This window comes from Nonomuraea sp. NPDC050328 (genome assembly GCF_044459405.1).
In the GTDB taxonomy this organism is placed as follows: Bacteria; Actinomycetota; Actinomycetes; order Streptosporangiales; family Streptosporangiaceae; genus Nonomuraea.
On the sequence record NZ_JBITIW010000009.1, the window covers coordinates 96,760 to 116,434 of the forward strand.

The window sequence follows — 19,675 nt, forward strand, 5'->3', positions numbered from 1 at the left end:
CCTCCGGGCAGAGCTGGGGTGGCGCGATGCTGACAGCCGAGGGGGCTGACATTCAAGCAGGTCGGAGCGCTAACAGTTGACGGTCTGTCAGACGTGCTTGCGCGCGAACTCCAGTTGCGCGGCCATCTGGGCGATGCGCTCGCCCACGACGAGGGTGCCGCGCCCGGAGCCGAAGGTGTGGAGCTGGTACTCCCGGCCGAGCTCGGAGAGCCTTGACACGTAGGCCTCGATCTGCCGCATGGACAGGCTGCGCTCGCTCTCGCTGGCCAGGATGAGCACCGGCTGCTCGACCCGCTCGACGTAGGTGATCGGCGAGCTGGCCGCGTAACGATCGGGATACTCGGTGGGCGGGCCGCCGAAGACGGTGCGGTGCAGGGCCCGCAGCCCCTCCGAGCTGTCCTCGTAGGCGGTCGGGAAGCAGGCGATCGGCATCGTGGCGATGCCCGCCGCCCACAGCTCCGGCTGGGTGCCGAGCCCGAGCAGCGTCAGGTAGCCGCCCCACAGCAGCCCGGCCAGGGCGGTGCGGCGCGGGTCGATGAGGCCCTTGGCCACCAGGTGGGCACGCACCGCGGCCACGTCGGCCAGCTCGATGTGCCCGACGTTGTCGCGCAACGCGTCGCGCCAGGCCGTGCCGTAGCCGGTGGAGCCGCGGTAGTTGACCCGCACGACGGCGAAGCCGCTGTCCACCCAGGCGGCCACCTCGGGGGAGAAGGAGTCGTTGTCGTTGCGCCACGGGCCGCGGTGCATCAGGAAGACCGCCGGGTAGGGCGCGGAGCCGTGCTCGGGCCGCGAGACCAGCGCGTGGATGCGCCCGCCCTCGCCCTCGACGTCGATGTCCTCGACCGGCACGCTGGCCGGCGCCGCCGGGCCGTTCTGCATGACGGTCTGGCCGGTGGTGGAGCGGATGACGTGCGGGCGGGAGGCGCTGGACCAGGAGTACTCGACCTGCCCGCCGGGGCGCGGCCGGGCGTCCTCGATCACGCCGTGCGGGGTGTCGATCGCGGTCATGCCGCCGCCGGCCAGGTCGTACTTGTGCAGGAAGCTACGAGCACGGTCGTCTCGCCGGATGAGCAGTGCCCGCCCATCGGCGTACCACTCGGCGGTCAGCTCGCCGGCGTCCCTGAGGTAGATCTCCCGCTCCTCGCCGGTGACCGGGTCCCACACCAGGGGTTCGGTACGGCTGCGCCGCTCGTGCAGCGCCAGCAGGCGCCGGTCACCCAGCACGGGGGAGAAGGTCAGGCCGACGACGCCGCGGCCGGGCCCGTCGTAGAGCTCGGCGACCTGCTGGCCGTTCTGCCGCAGGACGCGCAGCGCCGGGTGGCCGAAGTCGCCGTGCTCGCTGTGGTTGAGCGCGATGAGGTCGCCGTCGAGCGTGATGTCGGTGACCCAGGCGGCCTCGGCGTGCGTGTAGAGCACGCGCGGTTCCTCGCCGGGGCGGATGAGATGCGTGGTGAAGCCGCCCTCGTGGGCCAGGCTCATGACCACCACGCCGGTGGCCGACAGGGCCAGGCCGCCGGGCTGGCCGGTGGGGACGCCGGGGGCGACCTCCTCGTCCGGGCCGCCGCGGAAGGGCTGGCGCATCCACATGCCGAGCTCGTCGCCGTTGGTGCCGCGGAACCAGTAGATCCACTGGCCGGTGGGGTCGATGGCCGCGTAGTCGGTGGTCCCGGCGGGCTGGTCGGTGACCTGCCGCGTGGTGCCGGTCGCGCGGTCCCACGCGTAGACCTCCCACGTGCCGGAGACGTCACAGCGGTAGATCGCGCGGTTCGGGGCCTGGCGTGCCCAGGTGGGCAACGTCATGCGCGGCGCCCGGAACCTGGCGTGCCAGCGTTCCTCGGCCTTCATTCCCCTCCCCCATCGCGGTTCCGGATTGCGGTCCAGTATTGCGCCTGGGACCCGAAAAGATGTGGGCATTGTGCTGGAATGTGAGGAAATTACTCCTCAAATCCCCCATAGGTAACATTTTTCACAGACAGCGGTCAAGTATCAGGCTTGATCATGATAGCGCGCTGAAGGTAGAAAGGTGAAACACCGCCCGTGTAGCCGTCAGGTCCGGAAATTTCGCCAGACGCTCCATAAGGTGGGACATGTCGGTATGCCAGGCGCTCGGCCCCATGCCGACCACCTGCGCGATCTCCTCGGGCGACAGCTCCATCCCGAACCGCACCTCCTGCCGTCCCGTCTCGGCGAAGCCGGCCAGGCTGCGCGCGACCCGCTCCTCCTTCGCCTCGTCCACCGAGAGCAACCCCAGCTCCGCCACCAGCGGGCTCAGGTGCCCGGGCGCCGGGGTGACCACCACGAGCGTGCCGCCCGGCCGCAGGATGCGCGCGAACTCCGGCCCGTTGCGCGGCGCGAACACGTCGAGCACCACGTCGGCCACCCCGTCGGCGATGGGCAGGGGCTGCCACACGTCGGCGACGAAGGCCCCGGCCCGCTCGTGCGCCCGCGCCGCGCGCTTCACGGCGTGCTTGGAGATGTCGAAGGCCATGCCGGTCGCGCCGGGCACCGCGTCGAGCGTTTCGGCCAGGTAATAACCCGTGCCCGCCCCGGCGTCGACCACGAACTCGGGGGAGAGGGCGGCCACGGTGGCGGCCACGGCCCGGGCCAGAGGCGCGTAGTGGCCGGCGGCCAGGAAGGCGGCACGGGCGGCGACCATGGCGGGGGTGTCGGCGGTGCCGGGCGGCTGGGAACCGGCCAGCAGGCTCACGTACCCCTGTCGCGCCACGTCGAAGGAGTGGCCCTGCTCGCAGCCGACCGTGGTGGCGGCCTGCCGTACCGGACGGCGGCAGATCGGGCAGCGGAGACGGTCGACGATGTCAGCGAGCATGCGCCCATTGTGGGCGACGAGGGCCGCGGCCCGGAGGGAAGGGCTGGTCAGGCGGTGCGGGCCTCGGCCAGGAAGGCGGCGTTGGAGGCGGTGTCACGCAGCTTGCCGGCCAGCAGTTCCATGCCCTGCTGCGGGTCCAGCGCGGTGAGCATGCGGCGCAGGCGCCAGACGACCTGCTTCTCGGCGGGGTCGAGCAGAAGCTCCTCCCGCCGGGTGCTGGAGGCCTCGATGTCGACGGCGGGGAACATGCGGCGCTCGGCCAGGGCGCGGCTGAGCCGCAGCTCCATGTTGCCGGTGCCCTTGAACTCCTCGAACAGGCCGTCGTCCATGCGCGAGCCGGTCTCGACGAGCGCGGTGGCGAGGATGGTCAGCGAGCCGCCCTCGCGCAGCTTGCGCGCCGCGCCGAAGAACTTCTTGGGCGGGTAGATGGCGCCGGCGTCGATGCCGCCGCTCAGGATGCGCCCGCCGTTGGGCGCGATCATGTTGTAGGCCCGGCCGAGCCGGGTCAGCGAGTCGAGCAGGATGACCACGTCACGGCCGGCCTCGGCCATCCGCTTGGCCCGCTCGACGGCGAGCTCGGCGACGGCGACGTGGTCGCGGGCGGGCTGGTCGAAGGTGGAGGCGGCGACCTCGCCCCGGATGGTCGAGCGCATCTCGGTGACCTCCTCCGGCCGCTCGCCGACGAGCACGACCATGAGCTCGACCTCGGGGTGGTTGCGGGTGATCCCGGCGGCCAGCGCCTGGAGCACCATGGTCTTGCCGGCCTTGGGCGGGGCCACGACGAGCCCGCGCTGACCCTTGCCGATCGGCGCGAACAGGTCGACGACGCGGGTGGTCAGCGAGTCGGTCTCGACGCGGAGCCGCTCGTCGGGGTGTTCGGGGGTCAGGTCGGCGAAGTGCGGGCGGAAGCGCCAGTCGGCCGAGCCGTTGACGGACACGACCTCGACCAGCTTGCCGCCGTTGACCAGCGCGACGACGTGGTCGCCGGAGCGCAGGCCGAGCTCGCGGGCCCGGTCGGGCGGGAGCCGTACGTCCTCGGGTGAGGGCGTGTAGGAGGCGCGCAGGTGCGCGGTGCGCTCACGCAGGTCGAGCAGGCCGCTGACCTGCGTGGGTTCCGTGGCCTGCCGGGGCTGCTTGGACTGCCTGGCCTGCTTGGGCACGGACGCTACGCGGGGTTTGGGAATGGTTTGTACAGACATGGAGACCCTCCTTGAGGGCACGCCGGAAAGGCGGGGTAAGAGAGAAGATGTGCCGGTCCTCAAGAGGGAACCGGTGGAAGGCGGAGCTGAGCTCGAACGCCTGAGCGCAAGGTATCACATGCGCTGCCCATCACAACACACCACCCGATCGGGCTATTCCCGGATGGTTGTCGGTGGTTCGCCGGTCAAGTGCCCTGCAGGGGCGCTGCAATGGTCTCAAGTTCTCATGGGGACATGAACTCGAGGGGGAAACCGTGATGAACACCAAGAATCTCTGCCCGCGCTGCCGCACCGAGCTGGACGAGGGCCCGATCATGTACCGCTGCTCGGGCTGCCGCCGCGCGGTCTTCGCCGCCGACGTCGACGTCGAGTACGTCCCCAGGCAGCCGGTCGCCGCCTGAGTCAGTCGAGCGCCGCTCGCACCTCCCCGGCGCCCTCGTCCAGTTGGGCGAGCAGCCGCCGGGCCTTGGCGCGGTAGCGCAGCACCTGCACCGCGCCGAGCAGCCAGAAGGGGTACTGCACGACGAAGGCCCAGCGGTAGTCGCCGACCAGGTCGAGCGCCAGCCCGATGAGCGCGATCACCGCCATCGAGGCCAGGAAGCCGCCGCCGTTGACGATGCCGGTGGCGGCGCCGATGCGCGCGGCCGGGTTGAAGGTGCGGGCGTAGTCGAAGCCGATCATGGAGCCCGGCCCGTTGGTCGCCAGCACCACGACGAGCAGCACCAGCACCCACAGCGGCGCCCGTCCTGGCCAGGCCAGCACGAGGGTCCAGGCGGCCGTCGTGGAGCCGATCACGCCCAGCACGAGCCAGGAGCGGCGCAGCGGGTAGCGCCCGGCGAGCCAGCCGAGCAGCGGCCCGCAGACCAGCCCGACCGCGGTCAGCGTGGACAGCAGCACGCCCGCGGTGGCCGGGCTGAGCCCCTGGCCCTCGACGAGGAACGGGTAGCCCCACAGCAGCAGGAAGGCCGCGGCCGAGCACTGCGTGGCGGCGTGGGTCCACATGCCCAGGCGGGTGCCGGGCTGCGCCCAGGCCGCGCGCAGCCCGGGCTCGGAGACGCGCTCCGAACGCTTCTCCCGCAGCACGGTGACGACCAGGAGGGCCACGGCCACGCCGAGCCCGGCGGCGCCGAGGAAGGTCGCCTCCCAGCCGTAGGTGTGCAGCGCGGCGATCATCGGCACCGTGGCGGCGATCGCGCCGAGCTGGCCGAGCAGGCCGGTGAGCTGCACCATCACCGGGTTGCGCCGGGGCGGGAAGGCCAGGTTCACCAGGCGGATGACGCTGATGAAGGTCATCGCGTCGCCGAGGCCGATCAGCATGCGGGCGGCGACGCCGTACAGCAGGGTGTCGGCGACGGCCAGGAGCGCCTGGCCGCAGGCCATGGTGAGCGCGCCGGTGGCCAGCAGGCGCTTGGAGCCGAAGCGGTCGAGCAACACGCCGACGGGGACCTGCATGAGCGCGTAGACGAGGATCTGCAGCATCGCCAGCGTGGCGAGGCCGGAGGAGCCCAAGTCCAGGCGGGCGGCGGCTTCGAGGGAGGCGACGCCGAGGGACTGTCGGTGGAAGACCGCGACGAGATAGGCGAGCACGCCGACGGCCCAGAAGAGCAGCGCCATGCCCTCAAGGCTAGCTTTTCCCGAAATTTGGTAATAAACCGGGCGTGCTTCTATAGATCGTGTGACGAACGACTTCTGGTCCACGATCCACCGGGTCCTCGCCGGCGCGGCGGCCTACATCACCGATCCGCAGGGCCGCGTGCTGCTGGTGGATCCCAACTACCGTGACCACTGGATCTTCCCGGGCGGCAGCCTCGACGCGGGCGAGGAGCCCGCCCAGGCCTGCGCCCGCGAGATCACCGAGGAGCTCGGCCTGGAGCTGCCGGTCGGCGACCTGCTCGCGGTCCAGTGGGTGCCGGCCTACGACACCCGGCCCTACCCGCTGGTCTCCTTCGTCTTCGACTGCGGCGTCATCCCCGCCGACACCCCGATCAAGGTGCAGGAGGCCGAGCTGGACGGCTACGGCTTCTTCGACCCCGAGGAGGCGGCCGGCCTGCTCGCCCCGAGCCTGCACCAGCGCCTGCTGGCCGCCAGGGAGGCCCGGGCCGACGGCCGGATCCGCTACTTGCCGCCGACCACCGTGAGCTGATCGGCGATCACCGAGGAGGGCAGCAGCACGGTCGCGGTCAGCCCGCCGTAGGGGGAGGGGCCGAGCGTCACGCGCACGTCGTGCCGCGCGGCCAGCTTCCCGACCACGAACAGGCCCAGCCGGTCGCTCTCGGCCAGGTCGAACTCCGGCGGCTCGGCCAGCCGGGCGTTGAGCTCGTCCAGCTCGCTCTGGCCGAGGCCGAGCCCGCGGTCCTCGATCTCGATGAGCAGCCCGCCGGGCACGCTGGTCGCGCGCATGTCCACCCGGGTGGTCGGCGGCGAGAAGAGCGTGGCGTTCTCGATCAGCTCCGCCAGCAGGTGGATCACGTCGGCCACCGCGCCGCCGGTGAGCGAGACCCGCGGCGGCATGGCCAGCTCGACCCGCGCGTACTCCTCCACCTCGGCCGAGGCCGCGCGCAGCACGTCGATCACCGGCACCGCGCGCCGCCAGCCACGCCCCGGCGTCTGCCCGGACAGGATGATGAGGCTCTCGGCGTGCCGCCGCATGCGGGTGGTCAGGTGGTCGAGCCGGAACAGGTCCTCCAGCGTCTCGGGGTCGTCGGCGCCCTTCTCCATCTCGTCGAGCTGGATGAGCTGGCGGTGCAGCAGCGACTGGTTGCGCCGGGCCAGGTTGACGAAGACCTCGTTGACGCCGTGCCGCAGCCGCGCCTGACCCATCGCGGTCTCGGCGGCCGTGGTCTGCACCGTGTTGAAGGCGTGCACGATGTCGGTCACCTCGGTGGTCTCGGTCCTGACGTCCAGCGGGGTCACCTCCGGCCGCGCCTTCGGGTTCTCCTTCAGCGTGCGCAGCAGCGCGGGCAGGCCCGCGTGCGCCAGCGCCATCGCCATGTCGCGCAGCCCGGCCAGCTCGCGCACGAGCTTGCGCCGGAATCGCAGCGACAACAACACCGAGGCCAGTACGGCCAGCAGCCCCAGCCCCCCGGCGATGCCGATCTTCACCAGGATGCCGGCCGCCGCCGGGTTCACCCGCTCGACCAGCCCCTCGACCGCGAGCAACTGGTTGCGCTCGACCATCCGCCACACGTCGGCGGTGGCGCTGGACCAGCCCGCCGCGGTGGCCGGCAGGCCGTTCTTGGCCGCCTGCCCGTGGATGGCGTCCTCGGCCTCGGCGAAGCGCCGGTACTCCGGCGAGGCGGCCAGCCGCTCGTACGGCGCGCCGAGCGCGTCGTCCAGATGCGAGAGCGCCTGGTCGAACAGCAGCCGCCGGGTCGAGATCGCCTCCAGGAACATCGCCCGCTCGGCGTCGCCGACCTTCCCGGCCGCCATCGTGACGACGATCAGGGCGCGCTCGCGCGAGAGCAGCTCCTTGGCCTCGCCGAGCATGGTGACCGCCCGGGCCTGGCGGTAGAGCGTCATGTCCGGCACCAGGATGAGCCGGTCGTACATGCGGAAGCCCGCGTCGACCATGCGGTTGTAGCCGCCGATAGCCTTCAGCGGGGTGGCCTCGCGCTCGTTGACCTCGCCGCGCAGCAGCGCCAGCCCGTCCAGCTCGCGCCTGAGCGTGTCCAGGGCGGCGGTGAGCTCGGGCGAGAGGTTCTTCTGCGCTCCGGAGCGGAGGAAGAAGGCGGTCACCGCCCGGTCGGTGCGGGCGCGCTGGGCGGCCAGCTCCTGCTCCTTGGGCTGGCCGGTCAGGAACTCCATGGTGAGCAGCCGCTCCTGCTGGAGCTCGGCGTTCACCTGTTCCGACGGGGTGGCCAGGTTGGTGACCAGGTTGTTGATCTCCAGCAGCCGCAGGCCGTCACCGCCGGTGAGCCCGGCGGCGAACCCCCACAGACCGGCCAGCGAGATCAGCGGCACGGCGAGCAGGATGAGGATCTTGAGGGCGATCGGGCGGCCACGCTTGGGGGGCATGCGACCTCCGGGTGCATGATGAGAGCGCCTCGCAGATTACACCCCCCTTTGAGAGGATTTCCGTGCGTCTTCCACGTTCGTTGTCCGGCTGGAGCATCGCCGTCTTCGGCTTCCTGGCGCTGGTGCTCGGCCTCTACGGCCTGATCTGGCCGGACGGGCTGCTCGGCCTGCTGGGCTTCGAGGTGGTGGACGACCGGGCGACGGGCGACTACACCAAGGTCTACATGGCCGCCTCGTCGATGGCGGCGGTCAACATGGGCGTCTACTACGTCCTCGCGGCGGCGGCCGACTTCACGCCGTTCTTCCGCTGGACCGTGCCCTTCCGGATGGTGACCTGCGCGGTCTTCACCGGCCTGGTCGTCTCGGGCGCGGCGCCCGCCGAGTTCCTCGGCGTCGGGCTCTGGGAGGGGGCCGGGGCGGTGCTCACCGGCCTGGCGCTCTGGCGCGAAGGCCGCCTGCTCCCGGAACGGCGAGCAGGCGGCGAATGAGGATCCCTCGTCAGGTGCGCGCGGTGGTGCCGTCCCGGCGCTCCTGGAGCCGGTCCTCCCGGTGACGACCGTCGGGGTGCCCGGCAAGGTGCCCGTCGGGGCGCCCGTCCGGGTGACCGTCACGGTTGTGGTCGCGGGCCACGAGCCGGTCGCTCGCCGCCGGCTGGATGGGCTGCACGTCCGGCTGGGCGGTGTGCTCGTCCTCCAGCTTGCGCTGCAGGGCTCGCTTCTCCTCCTCCAGCCGCGCGACGCGGGTGTCGGCCTCGTGGCGGGCCTTGCGGATCTCCCGGCGTCTGGCGGTCGCCCGGCGGCCCCCAGAACTGATCATCGAGATGCCCAGGAGCAGTACGGCGGCGACCACCGCCCCGCCGATGAACATCTCCAGGTGGTTGGCGGCGACGGTGTAACCGAAGGCGCTCAACGTGACGTCGGACATGGCGGTCGAGTTGACCGCGACAAAGGCGATGGTTCCGGCGGCAGCCAGAACCAGCAGCACTCCCAGAACTAACATGATGCACTCTCTCCCTGTCGTCAGAGCGAGCGCCAGCTACCCGGCGGTGGCCTCACGAAACCCGCCGATCAGCTCCTCGATCGCGGCCACGGACATCGAGCCCGGCCGCAGCCGTTCGCGGGCGGCACGGTTGGCCTCGCGCTGCAGCACCTCGTTCACCGGGGCCGCGATGCCGAGCCGGCGGGCCAGCAGCACGATCTCCCCGTTGAGGTAGTCGGCCTCGATCGAGCCGGTGCCGCGGGCCAGGCTCTGCCACGACGAGCCGCCGCCGCGCGCCAGGCCCTCGATCGGCCGCAGGTCGACGCGGTCGCCGCGGATCTCGGCCTCCTCCTCGCGGCTGGGGAAGGCGATCCCGGCCGCGCGCAACACCTCTTCGCCCTCCGCGCGGGCCTGTGCGGCCAGGCCGGCGATGCTCTCGTCGTGCCCGCAGAGCGCTTCGACCGCGTTGCCCAGGTTGCTGAGGAGCTTGCCGTACTTGAAGCGCATCACGTCAGGGCCGGCCGGGGCCACGAAGCCGCTCTTGGTCAGGTCGGCCGAGACCTGCTCGGCGAGTTCGTCCACACCCTGTGGATAACGGCCGAGCTGGAGGAGGCCGGAGTGCGGCCAGCCGTAGGAGGCGACCAGGCCCGGTTCGAGATGGGCGGCGGGCAACCACACGCACACGCCGTAGACGCGGGGGAAGCGCCGCAGCACCATCTCCTCGTTGGCCACGCCGTTCTGCGCGCAGAAGACCGGCAGGTCGCGCGGCCAGGCGTCGAGGGCGGCGAGGGTGTCCTGGGACTTGGTGGCCACCACCAGCACGTCGCCCTCGCGAGGGTCGACCGGCCGGTCGGTGGCGGGAATGGGCAGCAGCTCGTCCGACTCGGGGGTCATCAGGCGCAGTCCGGTCTCCCGCAGCGCGCTCAGATGCGCGCCGCGGGCGACGAGCAGAACGTTCTTGCCGGCCTGGAAGAGCCGTCCGCCGATGGTGCCGCCGACGGCTCCGGCCCCGATGATGATGTAGCGCACCAGCCGAATCTACTTCGCGAGCGCGACCGCCGCGGGCAGCGGGTGGGCGGTGCGCCCACGCTCACGGAAGATGGTCTTGAGCACCCGCCAGCCGTCGCGGACGGCGTGCAGGTTGCTCTCGCCGTGCAGGCGCGAGCGCTCCATGCTGGGCACCTCGGTGATGAGCAGGCCGGCCTGGGCGGCCCGCACGTTCATCAGCGTCTCGATCTCGAATCCGTCGCAATCGAGGGCCATCGCGTCGAGGTGGTGCCGCCAGAAGGCGTTGTAGCCGTAGCACAGGTCGGTGTAGCGCGTGCCGTACAGGGCGTTGGTCAGCCCGGTGAGCACGCGGTTGCCGAGCGAGCGGATCGGGCTGATGTCTTCGGACCCGCCACCGGCCAGGTAGCGCGAGCCCTTGGCGAAGTCGGCGCCCTCGACGAGGGCGGCGACGAACGCGCCGATCTCCCGGCCGTCGGTCGAGCCGTCGGCGTCGATCATCACGATGATGTCGCCGCTCGCGGCGGCGAAACCCTCGATCAGCGCGTTGCCCTTGCCGCGCCGCGTCTGGGTGACGACCCGCAGGTCGGGCCGGAGCCGGCGCGCGACGGCGACGGTGTCGTCGGCGGAGTTGCCGTCGACGAGGATCACTTCGTCCACCCAGGAAGGCAGGGTGGCGAACACGTGGGGGAGGTTGGCGGCCTCGTTCATCGCGGGGACCACGATGCTGACGGTGGGCGAGGACGTTCTGCTCATGGCCCAACGATGCGGGAGAGCCCCTGCAAGCGGCTTGACGCTCCCTTGCATGAGGCCCGGCCCTATCAATGATCAACTGTCCTGAGCTGGACACCATTGATCGATGCCCGCTCTTGACATCACTGTGCAGAAATGCCTGGCCTGATAAGATCGCGAACCCGGTCCGCCCCCGCGGCCAGCAGCAACGTGGGCAGCCGCGGCCCGGTGTCGCGCCCGATCAGCCGCTGGTAGACGAGCACGAAGAAGGCCCGCTGGGCCGCCTTCAGCTCGGGCGTGGCCGGGGCGTCGGGCGCCAGGCCGGCCATGACCTTCGGCACGCCGTACACCAGCGCGGTCAGCCCCTCCGGCGACCAGTGCTCGTCGAGCCCGTCGGTCAGCAGGCGCAGCGCCTCCCGCTCCTGCTCGGTGAGGGGCTCGGTGGCCGGTTCGGCGCGCAGCCGGGTGCGCTCCTCCTCGGGCAACTGCGTCTCGGCCCAGCGGCGCGCCTTGTCGAGCCGCGGCCGCACCTCTTCCAGCGTGGGCACGCCCAGGTCGCGCAGGATCCGCCCGAGCTGCCGCTCCTCGCCGGTGGTGATGTCGGAGATCGAGGCCAGCGTGCGGTACGGCACCGCCGTCGGGGTCAGGTCGAGCGAGTGCACCGCCCGCTGGTGCGCGGCCAGGTCGGCGGGCAGAGCCCGGCCCTCGGCCACCTTGCGCCCGAGCGCGTCCCACTCGTCGTAGAGCCGGTGGATCTCCTGATCGAAGGCGACGTTGAAGGACTGGTTCGGCTTGCGCCGCGCGTACAGCCAGCGCAGCAGCGGCGCCTCCATGATCTCCAGCGCGTCGGACGGGGTCGGCACGCCGCCCTTGGAGCTGCTCATCTTGGCCATGCCGGTGATGCCGACGAAGGCGTACATCGGGCCGATCGGCCGCTCGGCGGCGAAGACCTTCTCCACCACCTCCTTGCCGACCACCCAGGCCGAGCCGGGCGAGTGGTGGTCGACGCCGGAGGGCTCGAAGATCACGCCCTCGTAGGCCCATCGCATGGGCCAGTCGACCTTCCAGACCAGTTTGCCCTGGTCGTGCTCGGCCAGCCGTACGCTCTCGCCGAAGCCGCACGCGCAGGTGTAGGCCAGCTCGGTGCTCTCGTCGTCGTAGGCGGTGACGGTGGTCAGGTCGCGGCCGCAGTCGGCGCAGTACGGGCGGTAGGGGAAGTACCGGGTGACCTCGGCGGTGCGGTACTGGGCGAGGATCGCGTTGATCGTCTCGCGGTGCCGCATGGCCAGCAGGATCTGCTCGCGGTAGGCCCCGCTGGTGTACTGCTCGCTCTGGCTGATCGCGCGCACCTCGACGCCGAGCTCGGCCATCGCGGCGGTCATCGGCGCCTTGAAGTGCTCGGCCCAGCTCTCGTACGGGCTGCCCGGCGGGGCGGGCACGGCGGTGTACGGCTTGCCGACGTGCTGCTCCCAGGACGGGTCGATGCCCGCCGGCACCTTGCGGAAGCGGTCGTAGTCGTCCCAGGACAGCAGGTGCACGCAGTCGTGCCCCCGCCGCCTGATCTCCTCGGCCACCAGGTGCGGCGTCATGACCTCGCGCAGGTTGCCGAGGTGGGTCGGCCCCGAGGGGCTCAGCCCCGAGGCGCAGACGATGGGTTTGCCGGGCGCACGGCGCTCCGCCTCGGCGACGACCTCATCGGCAAGCTTCGAGACCCAGTCCATCGGGCTATTGTTGCGCAGCCCCTTCCTCCGCAGGCACGCAGACGGTGATACCCGCGGGCAGGATCTCCGCCTCCAGCCGGTCGGCGGTGCCCCGGGCGCCGCCGTCGAGCTCGTAGGTGCGCGGCTCGGCGAGCTTGATCGTGGCCTTGCGGGCGCGGGTGATGCGCACGAACGGGGACTCGTCGGAGCGGCCGGTGGCCATCTGGGCCAGCAGCCGGCCCCACTCCAGCTTGCTGCGCGCGGTGGTCACGCCGATCTCCAGCCAGCCGTCGTCGGGCCTGGCGTCGTCGAAGGCCTCGATGCCGCCGGTGATGGTGCCGACGTTGCCGAGCAGCACGCAGCTCGCGTCACCCTCGAACCACTTGGTGCCGTCCACCTTGATCTTGGTCGGGGTGGTCGAGCCGCCCGCGTGCCGCAGTCCGGTCCACATGTAGGCCAGCCGGCCCATCCGCTCCTTCAGCCCCCGGTCGGCGTCGGCGATCATCTCGGCGTCGAAGCCGACCCCGGCCATGACCGCGAAGTGCTCGCCGTTGAGCCGGCCCAGGTCGAGCCGGCGCCGCTCGCCCTCGAAGCCGATGCGCACGGCCTCCTCCATGTCCTCGGGGACGCAGAGGTTGCGGGCCAGCAGGTTGGCGGTCCCGGCGGGGACGATGGCGATCACGGCCTTGCTGCCGGCCAGCGCGTCCACGCACCGCTGCACCATGCCGTCACCGCCCCAGACGAAGATCAGCTCGGCGCCGGCCTTGAGCGCCTTCTTGGCCTGCTTGGGGGCCTTGCGGCTCTTGGGCACCTCGTACCACAGCAACTCGCCGACCTCACGTTCGGTGATCCGCACCCGGAGCTCGTCCAGGCCTCCGCCGAGCGTCTTCTTCTGGTGGGCGATGACGGCAACCTTTTTCATGGGCCCCGCACTACCCGGAGAGCTGAAAACTATTTGCAGCCCCAGCAGGAGTGAAGCAGGATTCCGGCATGATCAGGGTCGAGGGGTTAACCAAGGTCTTCCGCCGGCCACGCACCTTCTCCGGACCCTTCGGCACGGTACGCACCCTGTTCACCCGCGTGTACGAGGAGAAGACCGCCGTCGACGGCGTCGGCTTCGAGCTCGACCGCGGCGAGGTGGTCGGCTACCTGGGCCCCAACGGCGCCGGCAAATCTACGACGATCAAGGTCCTGACCGGGATCCTCACCCCGACGAGCGGCACCGTCGAGGTCGACGGCCTGATCCCGTGGCGCGACCGCGCGGCCAACGCCCGCAACGTGGGCGTCGTGTTCGGCCAGCGCAGCCAGCTCTGGTGGGACCTGCCGCTGATCGAGTCGTTACGCCTGGTCGGCTCGCTCTACGACGTGCCGGCCCCCCGCTTCGAGTCCTCGTTGCGCAAGCTGCGCGACCTGCTCGGCCTCGACCCCTTCCTCGACACCCCGGTCCGCCAGCTCAGCCTCGGCCAGCGCATGCGCGGCGACCTGGCCGCCGCCGTGCTCTACGAACCGCCCCTGCTCTACCTCGACGAACCGACCGTCGGCCTCGACGTCCTGGCCAAGGAAGCGGTCCGCGAGTTCGTCACCGAGACCAACCGCACCGGCGACACCACGGTCATCCTCACCACGCACGACCTGGCCGACGTCGAGGCGCTGTGCCGGCGCATCATCCTGATCGACCACGGCAAGGTCATCTTCGACGGCGCCATCGAGGCCCTCGTGGACGAGCCGCGCCGGCTCGTGGTCCAGCTCGACGCCGGTCCGGAGGAACTGCGCGGCGTACGGCGGGCCGAGGACGGCAGCTACACCTTCCCCATCCGCGACGACCTGCCCGCCCTGATCGCGGAGATCACCGGCGCGCACACCATCCGCGACATGGCGGTCATCGAACCCGACCTGGAAAGCGTGATCAAGAGGATCTACACCCGATGATCCGCGTCGGCTTCCGCATGGCACTGGCCTACCGCAGCAGCCTGGTCATGACGGTGATCGCGCTCATCGCCCAGGTCTTCCTGCTCCGCATGATCTGGACCAACGTCTACGGCGGCTCCCACCTCGGCTTCACGCTGGAGGAGCTGCTGGCCTACCTGACCCTCGCCAACCTCCAGGGCTTCGCCACCCAGATGGTCGTCGGCCGGATCGTCGCCTGGCGGGTCGGCTCCGGCACCGTCTTCTTCGACCTGGCCCGGCCGGTCGGCTACCTGCGGCAGATGACCGCCTTCCAGGTGGGCAACACCGCCGCCTCGCTGCTCATGCTCCTGCCGGTGATCCCGGTCGTGCTGCTGGTCGGCTCGGTCACCGCGCCGGCCGACCTGCCCGGCTACCTCGCCAGCCTGCTGCTCGGCTACCTCATCGCGGTCGAGCTCGCCCTGCTGGTCAGCATGATCAGCTTCTGGACCCTGGAGATCGGCGCGGTGCAGTTGCTGTTCCAGTTGGTCAGCCGGTTCTTCGCGGGGGCCATGGTGCCGCTCAGCTTCTTCCCCGGCTTCCTCGGCGTGCTGGCCGACGTGTTGCCGTTCAAGTACCTCGGCTTCGTGCCGGCCGGCCTCTACGTCGGCCACCTGACCGACCTGCCGCGCGTGCTCGCGGTCGAGGTGGCCTGGGTGCTCGGGTTGTGGGGTCTGCTCGCGCTCACCTGGTCGCGGGCCCGGCGGCGGGTGGTGATCCAGGGTGGCTGAGCTCCGCCGTACCCTCCGGTTGTACTGGGTCCTGCAGCGCGCCAGCGTGCGCGGGGCGATGCAGTACCGCGCGAACGCCTACATCGGCATGCTCTGCGGCGCGGTCTGGCAGGGCGCCGGCTTCGCCTTCATCTGGGTCGTCATGCACACCTTCCCGGCACTGGGCGGCTGGACCCTCGGCGAGGTGGCCTTCCTGTACGGCTTGCGCCTGACCGCGCACGGCGTGGCGATGATCCCGCTGTTCAACGTCGGCTCGCTGGAACAGCTCGTCCGCGAGGGGACCTTCGACCGCTACCTGCTGCGCCCGCTCGACCCGCTGGTGCAGATCATGGGCAGCCGCCTCGGGCTCAGCCAGGCCGGCGACCTCGCGGTGGGCGTGGCCCTGCTGGCGGTCGCCGGCGGCACGGCCGGCGTCGAGTGGACGCCCGGGCTGATGCTGTTCGCGCTCACCGCGATCGTGGGCGGCGCGTTGATCGAGGGGGCCTTCTACCTCGGGCTCTCCTCCTTGTCGTTGCGGCTGCTCGACACCTTCGCCCTGCGGGTCTTCGTGGACGAGATGTTCAGCAAGTTCGGCTCCTACCCGATGAAGGTCTTCGGCGGGGTCACCGAGTGGCTGCTGACCTTCGTGCTGCCGGTGGCCTTCGTCGCCTACCTGCCGGCCGCGGTGATCCTCGACAAGTTCGCGCATCCGCTGGCCTACGCCTCACCGCTGGTGGGGCTGGCGCTGTTCTGGCTGGCGCACCGCTTGTGGCGGGGACAGCTCAAGCACTACCAGAGCGTCGGGAGCTGAGCTCGGTGAACAGCTCCTCCCACAGCGGCGTCACCTGCTCGGTCGAGTAGGCCCGCGCGGTGGCCGCCGCCGCGGCGCCCATCCGCAGCCGCAGCTCCCGGTCGCCCATCAGCAGGTCGAGCGCGGCGGTCAGGCCGGCCACGTCCTCCGGCGGCACCAGCAGGCCGTCCACGCCGTGGGTGAGCACGTCGCGCGGCCCGGTCGGGCAGTCGAAGGAGACGACCGGCAGGGCGTGCGTCATCGCCTCGATCATCGCCATCGGCAGGCCCTCGAAGCGGGAGCTGAGGACGTAGATCGCCGACTTGGCCAGATGCTCGTCCAGCCGGCCGGTCGAGCCCATGAGGCGGATCCGCTCGGGGTCGCCGATCAGCGCCTGGAGCTGGTCTCGGCGCGCGCCGCTGCCGTAGATGCGCAACTGCCAGCCGGGATGCCGCTCGGCGGCCTGGGTGAAGGCCGGGATGAGCAGGTCGAAGCCCTTCTGGGTGACCAGCCGGCCGACCGCGACGACGGTGCGGTGCTCCTGCGCGGAGTGCTTGTTGTCCACCGAGTGCACCGCGTTGGGGATGCGCACCACCCGGATGCCGGGGAGCAGGCCGTGGTACTCCTCCTGGTTGGCCTTGGTCAGCACCTGGACGGCGTCGAGCCGGCCGTAGTACTTGGCGATCTCCTGGCGCACCGGCTCGCGGTAGGCGGTCAGGCTCATGTGCTCCTGCGCCACCCGCACCACGCGCGCCGAGCCGCGCCGGGCGGAGATCAGGTTCAGGGCCGGGCGGGTGGTGACCAGGATGCCGTCGCGCAGGCCGGAGACGTAGTCGATCACGGCGCGCTCGACCCGCTCGGTGAACCAGTCGGCGGCGAACTCGCCCCTCGGCACCACCCGGCCGCGCAGCTTGCGCCAGGCCCGGCGGCTCAGCGAGTCGGGCTCCACGCCGCCGCGCTGGTCGACCAAGGCGCTGCGGCGCACCCGCGGGTCGAGCTTGAAGCGGGCCTCGTCGCGGCGGCGCACCACGCTGACCACCTCGACCTCGTGGCCCCGCGCGGCCATGGCGTTGGCCTGGTTGGTCACCGTCCTGATCGTGCCGCCGAGACCGTAGGCGTGCAGCAGCAGGTAGCGGATCTTCATGGCAGGTATCCCCAGCGCTTGCAGATCGGGTGGAGCGGCTCAGGGACCTCGGCCGGGTCCGGCAGGTCGCGGCCCGGCTGCACCCGGCCCGAGCGGATCTTGTCCTTCCAGTCGCCCAGGCCCTTGGTGATCACGGCTTGCTCGCCGTACTCCAGCATCTGGGGTTCGAAGGCCAGACCGAGGTGGTCGCAGATGACGCGGAGCTGGGCTTCCGGGTCGGCGACGAGATCCTCGTAGCGGATCGTGGGGCCGGTCAGCGCCTTGCGGGCGCGCTCGACGGCCTTCATGTACCGCAGCGCGTCGGTGACCGCCTCCTCGGGGCTGCGCCGGTCGGGGCTGGCCTCCTGCCAGGAGGCGGCGATCGAGGCCGGATGGCGGATCAGGAAGACGAAGCGGGCGTCCGGCCAGCAGGTGGCCAGCCGCTCGAAGGCGAAGGCGTTGGCCGGGGTCTTGTCCACGATGTACTGCTTGCCGCTGCGGAGCAGTTCGCGGTGCAGGACCCGGTCCCAGAGCAGGTGTTCCAAGTCGGCGCGGTTGTGGCCGAGTTCGCGCATCGCGCGTTCGCTCAGCGAGGTGCCGAAGCCGACGGTCAGCCGGCGGACGTGCAGTTCGTGGGGGGCGTGAAGCTGCGAATGGGCGTTGAGCATCGCGCGCAGCAACGTCGAGCCAGACCGGACCGGACAGAGCAGGAAGATCGGCGCGTCGAGCAGGCGGTCGGTCTTGGGATCGGCCGGGCGGCGGTACTCGGCCTCCGGGGGCGCCTGCTGCGACTCCTCCGTATTTCCTACTCGATTTACGTGAAATCCGGTATATCTGGCAAGCGCCTTATTGAGCTTTCGCTGCCAATTCATGCCGAGGCACGGTACCCGTTCTTCCTGGTAGTTCCCTGGGAGCTATACCGATACTGTGCACTGACGGGAGAATTCCTGGGAGTTCTCTGGGAGTTTTCCGGAATTAAGCGCAGTTATAGGGGCCGATGCACCCGTTGTGACGTTAGTGCTACTCGCGGGGTGGCAGAAGACAGGTATGCGTATCGCCGCCGTGGACACGGTCGTTCCCGATCACCGCTACTCCCAGGCCGAGCTGACCGAGGCGTTCGCCCGGCTGAGCTCGGCCGACCACGGGCTGTTGCGGCGCTTCCACGAGGCCACCCAGATCACCGGGCGCTCCCTGGCGCTGCCGCTGGAGGACTACGAACGGCTCGACGGCTTCACCGCGGCCAACGACCAGTACGTCACCCACGCCCTCGACCTGGCCGAACGGGCGGTCAAGGAGGCGCTGGCCCGCAGCGGGACCGCCCCCGAGCAGATCGACCACCTGGTGTGGTGCTCCTCGACCGGCGTGGCCACCCCGTCCCTGGACGCCCGGCTCGCCCAGCGGGTCGGGCTGCGGCCGGACGTCAAGCGGGTCCCGGTCTTCGGGCTCGGCTGCGCGGGCGGGGCGGCCGGCCTCGCCCGGATGAACGACCTGCTGCTCGGCCATCCGCTGCAGGCCGGGCTGGTCGTCTGCGTCGAGCTGTGCTCGCTGACCGTGCAGCGGGAAGACACCTCCGTGGCCAACCTGGTGGCCAGCGGGCTGTTCGGCGACGGAGCCGGCGCGGTGGTCGCCTGGGGCGACGAACGCTCACCCACCACACCCGACCAGGCCGTGGGCCCGTCGGTGATCGCGACCCGCAGCCGGCTCTACCCGGACACCGAGCGGATCATGGGCTGGGAGGTCGGCGAACACGGCTTCCGCATCGTCCTGGCGGCCGACCTGGTCGAGCTCGTCGAAGCCGAACTCGCCGGCGACGTCACCGGCTTCCTGGCCGACCACGGCCTGTCCCCGGCCGAGGTCACCTCCTGGGTCTGCCATCCCGGCGGCCCCAAGGTCATCGAGGCCATCGATCAGGTCCTGTCCCTGCGGCCGGGCGCGCTCGACCTCACCTGGCACTCGCTGCAGGCCATCGGCAACCTGTCCTCGGTGTCGGTGCTCAACGTTTTGCAGGAGACCATCGCCCGCCGGCCCGGCGAACCGGGCGAGCACGGCCTGCTCATGGCCCTCGGCCCCGGCTTCTCCGCCGAGCTGGTGCTGCTGCGGTGGTGAGCTACCTGGTGCTGATCGGGCTGGTCGGCGTCGAACGGCTGGCCGAGCTGGTCGTCGCCCGGCGCAACCTCGCCTGGGCCCGTGCGCGGGGCGGCATCGAGTACGGCCGCTCCCACTATCCCGGGATCGTCCTGGCGCACGTCGCGCTGCTGGTCGGCGCGCCCCTGGAGGTCTGGCTGCTGGACCGGCCGTTCCTGCCGTGGCTCGGCTGGCCGATGCTCGCCCTCGTCGTCCTGGCGCAGGCCCTGCGCTGGTGGTGCATCACCACCCTCGGGCACCGGTGGAACACCCGCGTGATCATCGTGCCCGGGCTGCCGCTCGTCTCGGCCGGGCCCTACCGGCTGCTGCGTCACCCCAACTACGTCGCCGTCGTCGTGGAGGGGCTGGCGTTGCCGCTCGTCCACACCGCCTGGCTCACCGCGCTGCTCTTCACGCTCGCCAACGCGGCGCTGCTGGCCGTACGCATCCGGGTGGAGAACCAGGCCCTCTCGACCGCCTAGCCGAATCTGTCGGCCGGCTCCGGCATACTGATCGCCCCCGGATCAGA

The 19,675-nt window shown here is 71.2% G+C and carries 20 protein-coding genes; 8 read left to right on the forward strand and 12 right to left on the reverse strand.

The window, feature by feature from the left end; all coding sequences use genetic code 11:
- Positions 1 to 87: 87 nt before the first annotated feature.
- The 3 genes from ACIBG7_RS30135 to rho all read right to left on the reverse strand — a co-directional run bounded on the left by ACIBG7_RS30135 (position 88) and on the right by rho (position 4,026).
- The gene (locus tag ACIBG7_RS30135; protein WP_357919391.1) at positions 88 to 1,845 is read right to left on the reverse strand and encodes a prolyl oligopeptidase family serine peptidase; all 1,758 of its coding nucleotides are present in this window, start codon (positions 1,843 to 1,845) and stop codon (positions 88 to 90) included.
- Positions 1,846 to 1,996: 151 nt separating this feature from the next.
- A complete protein-coding gene (locus tag ACIBG7_RS30140; RefSeq protein ID WP_397338405.1) occupies positions 1,997 to 2,827 on the reverse strand; it encodes a putative RNA methyltransferase in 831 nt (276 codons plus the stop codon).
- Positions 2,828 to 2,874: 47 nt separating this feature from the next.
- Positions 2,875 to 4,026, reverse strand: coding sequence for a transcription termination factor Rho (gene rho, locus ACIBG7_RS30145; protein ID WP_357919397.1), 1,152 nt, complete (start codon positions 4,024 to 4,026; stop codon positions 2,875 to 2,877).
- Positions 4,027 to 4,283: 257 nt separating this feature from the next.
- Here rho and ACIBG7_RS30150 point away from each other — a divergent pair, with 257 nt between their 5' ends.
- Positions 4,284 to 4,427 carry a hypothetical protein gene (locus ACIBG7_RS30150; RefSeq protein WP_397338406.1) on the forward strand — a complete coding sequence of 48 codons (144 nt, stop codon included), beginning with the start codon at positions 4,284 to 4,286 and terminating at the stop codon, positions 4,425 to 4,427.
- A 1-nt stretch (position 4,428) separates the two neighbouring features.
- Here ACIBG7_RS30150 and ACIBG7_RS30155 read toward each other — a convergent pair whose 3' ends face one another.
- On the reverse strand, positions 4,429 to 5,640 hold the full coding sequence (locus tag ACIBG7_RS30155; protein WP_397338407.1) for a nitrate/nitrite transporter: 1,212 nt from the start codon (positions 5,638 to 5,640) through the stop codon (positions 4,429 to 4,431).
- Between the two features lie 61 nt (positions 5,641 to 5,701).
- On the opposite strand from ACIBG7_RS30155, the gene ACIBG7_RS30160 reads away from it, so the two are divergent.
- A complete protein-coding gene (locus ACIBG7_RS30160) occupies positions 5,702 to 6,169 on the forward strand; it encodes an NUDIX hydrolase (RefSeq protein ID WP_357919406.1) in 468 nt (155 codons plus the stop codon).
- Here the strand turns inward: ACIBG7_RS30160 and ACIBG7_RS30165 are convergent.
- Positions 6,142 to 8,040: a nitrate- and nitrite sensing domain-containing protein gene (locus ACIBG7_RS30165; protein WP_397338408.1), complete on the reverse strand. Its 1,899-nt coding sequence runs from the start codon at positions 8,038 to 8,040 to the stop codon at positions 6,142 to 6,144. The two genes, ACIBG7_RS30160 and ACIBG7_RS30165, sit on opposite strands and share 28 nt — an antisense overlap.
- A 62-nt stretch (positions 8,041 to 8,102) precedes the next feature.
- On the opposite strand from ACIBG7_RS30165, the gene ACIBG7_RS30170 reads away from it, so the two are divergent.
- On the forward strand, positions 8,103 to 8,528 hold the full coding sequence (locus ACIBG7_RS30170; protein WP_357919413.1) for a hypothetical protein: 426 nt from the start codon (positions 8,103 to 8,105) through the stop codon (positions 8,526 to 8,528).
- A 10-nt stretch (positions 8,529 to 8,538) separates the two neighbouring features.
- Here ACIBG7_RS30170 and ACIBG7_RS30175 read toward each other — a convergent pair whose 3' ends face one another.
- The 5 genes from ACIBG7_RS30175 to ACIBG7_RS30195 form a co-directional block, all read right to left on the reverse strand.
- Positions 8,539 to 9,039, reverse strand: coding sequence for a hypothetical protein (locus ACIBG7_RS30175; RefSeq protein WP_357919416.1), 501 nt, complete (start codon positions 9,037 to 9,039; stop codon positions 8,539 to 8,541).
- Between the two features lie 36 nt (positions 9,040 to 9,075).
- Complete coding sequence (locus tag ACIBG7_RS30180; protein WP_357919419.1) at positions 9,076 to 10,047, reverse strand: 2-dehydropantoate 2-reductase N-terminal domain-containing protein; 972 nt, start codon at positions 10,045 to 10,047, stop codon at positions 9,076 to 9,078.
- 9 nt (positions 10,048 to 10,056) lie between these two features.
- A complete protein-coding gene (locus ACIBG7_RS30185; protein ID WP_357919422.1) occupies positions 10,057 to 10,779 on the reverse strand; it encodes a glycosyltransferase family 2 protein in 723 nt (240 codons plus the stop codon).
- Between the two features lie 119 nt (positions 10,780 to 10,898).
- Entirely contained in the window at positions 10,899 to 12,476 is a 1,578-nt protein-coding gene (gene lysS / locus ACIBG7_RS30190) for a lysine--tRNA ligase (protein ID WP_397338409.1), read from the reverse strand.
- Positions 12,477 to 12,480: 4 nt separating this feature from the next.
- Positions 12,481 to 13,377, reverse strand: a complete 897-nt coding sequence (locus ACIBG7_RS30195; RefSeq protein WP_397338410.1) for a diacylglycerol/lipid kinase family protein — start codon at positions 13,375 to 13,377, stop codon at positions 12,481 to 12,483.
- Between the two features lie 68 nt (positions 13,378 to 13,445).
- On the opposite strand from ACIBG7_RS30195, the gene ACIBG7_RS30200 reads away from it, so the two are divergent.
- The 3 genes from ACIBG7_RS30200 to ACIBG7_RS30210 are packed head-to-tail and all read left to right on the forward strand — an operon-like array spanning position 13,446 to position 15,920.
- Positions 13,446 to 14,384 carry an ATP-binding cassette domain-containing protein gene (locus tag ACIBG7_RS30200; protein WP_397338411.1) on the forward strand — a complete coding sequence of 313 codons (939 nt, stop codon included), beginning with the start codon at positions 13,446 to 13,448 and terminating at the stop codon, positions 14,382 to 14,384.
- On the forward strand, positions 14,381 to 15,130 hold the full coding sequence (locus ACIBG7_RS30205; RefSeq protein WP_397338412.1) for an ABC transporter permease: 750 nt from the start codon (positions 14,381 to 14,383) through the stop codon (positions 15,128 to 15,130). The genes ACIBG7_RS30200 and ACIBG7_RS30205 overlap by 4 nt, the downstream gene beginning before the upstream one ends.
- Positions 15,123 to 15,920 carry an ABC transporter permease gene (locus ACIBG7_RS30210; RefSeq protein WP_397338413.1) on the forward strand — a complete coding sequence of 266 codons (798 nt, stop codon included), beginning with the start codon at positions 15,123 to 15,125 and terminating at the stop codon, positions 15,918 to 15,920. The genes ACIBG7_RS30205 and ACIBG7_RS30210 overlap by 8 nt, the downstream gene beginning before the upstream one ends.
- Here the strand turns inward: ACIBG7_RS30210 and ACIBG7_RS30215 are convergent.
- Positions 15,892 to 17,043: a glycosyltransferase family 4 protein gene (locus tag ACIBG7_RS30215; protein WP_397338414.1), complete on the reverse strand. Its 1,152-nt coding sequence runs from the start codon at positions 17,041 to 17,043 to the stop codon at positions 15,892 to 15,894. The two genes, ACIBG7_RS30210 and ACIBG7_RS30215, sit on opposite strands and share 29 nt — an antisense overlap.
- Entirely contained in the window at positions 17,040 to 17,894 is an 855-nt protein-coding gene (locus tag ACIBG7_RS30220; RefSeq protein WP_357919442.1) for a sulfotransferase, read from the reverse strand. The genes ACIBG7_RS30215 and ACIBG7_RS30220 overlap by 4 nt, the downstream gene beginning before the upstream one ends.
- A 175-nt stretch (positions 17,895 to 18,069) precedes the next feature.
- Here ACIBG7_RS30220 and ACIBG7_RS30225 point away from each other — a divergent pair, with 175 nt between their 5' ends.
- Together ACIBG7_RS30225 and ACIBG7_RS30230 are read left to right on the forward strand one after the other, a co-directional pair.
- Positions 18,070 to 19,128 (forward strand): type III polyketide synthase, encoded by a 1,059-nt coding sequence (locus ACIBG7_RS30225; protein WP_397338415.1) that lies wholly within the window; start codon positions 18,070 to 18,072, stop codon positions 19,126 to 19,128.
- Positions 19,122 to 19,628, forward strand: a complete 507-nt coding sequence (locus ACIBG7_RS30230; RefSeq protein ID WP_357919447.1) for an isoprenylcysteine carboxyl methyltransferase family protein — start codon at positions 19,122 to 19,124, stop codon at positions 19,626 to 19,628. The genes ACIBG7_RS30225 and ACIBG7_RS30230 overlap by 7 nt, the downstream gene beginning before the upstream one ends.
- Positions 19,629 to 19,675: the final 47 nt, after the last annotated feature.

Bases quoted from the DNA above. Each gene is read 5' to 3' on its own strand.
- ACIBG7_RS30135 (WP_357919391.1), bottom strand. From the start codon at position 1,845: ATGAAGGCCGAGGAACGCTGGCACGCCAGGTTCCGGGCGCCGCGCATG.
- ACIBG7_RS30140 (WP_397338405.1), bottom strand. From the start codon at position 2,827: ATGCTCGCTGACATCGTCGACCGTCTCCGCTGCCCGATCTGCCGCCGT.
- rho (WP_357919397.1), bottom strand. From the start codon at position 4,026: ATGTCTGTACAAACCATTCCCAAACCCCGCGTAGCGTCCGTGCCCAAG.
- ACIBG7_RS30150 (WP_397338406.1), top strand. From the start codon at position 4,284: ATGAACACCAAGAATCTCTGCCCGCGCTGCCGCACCGAGCTGGACGAG.
- ACIBG7_RS30155 (WP_397338407.1), bottom strand. From the start codon at position 5,640: ATGGCGCTGCTCTTCTGGGCCGTCGGCGTGCTCGCCTATCTCGTCGCG.
- ACIBG7_RS30165 (WP_397338408.1), bottom strand. From the start codon at position 8,040: ATGCCCCCCAAGCGTGGCCGCCCGATCGCCCTCAAGATCCTCATCCTG.
- ACIBG7_RS30175 (WP_357919416.1), bottom strand. From the start codon at position 9,039: ATGTTAGTTCTGGGAGTGCTGCTGGTTCTGGCTGCCGCCGGAACCATC.
- ACIBG7_RS30185 (WP_357919422.1), bottom strand. From the start codon at position 10,779: ATGAGCAGAACGTCCTCGCCCACCGTCAGCATCGTGGTCCCCGCGATG.
- lysS (WP_397338409.1), bottom strand. From the start codon at position 12,476: ATGGACTGGGTCTCGAAGCTTGCCGATGAGGTCGTCGCCGAGGCGGAG.
- ACIBG7_RS30195 (WP_397338410.1), bottom strand. From the start codon at position 13,377: ATGAAAAAGGTTGCCGTCATCGCCCACCAGAAGAAGACGCTCGGCGGA.
- ACIBG7_RS30200 (WP_397338411.1), top strand. From the start codon at position 13,446: ATGATCAGGGTCGAGGGGTTAACCAAGGTCTTCCGCCGGCCACGCACC.
- ACIBG7_RS30205 (WP_397338412.1), top strand. From the start codon at position 14,381: ATGATCCGCGTCGGCTTCCGCATGGCACTGGCCTACCGCAGCAGCCTG.
- ACIBG7_RS30215 (WP_397338414.1), bottom strand. From the start codon at position 17,043: ATGAAGATCCGCTACCTGCTGCTGCACGCCTACGGTCTCGGCGGCACG.
- ACIBG7_RS30220 (WP_357919442.1), bottom strand. From the start codon at position 17,894: ATGAATTGGCAGCGAAAGCTCAATAAGGCGCTTGCCAGATATACCGGA.
- ACIBG7_RS30225 (WP_397338415.1), top strand. From the start codon at position 18,070: ATGCGTATCGCCGCCGTGGACACGGTCGTTCCCGATCACCGCTACTCC.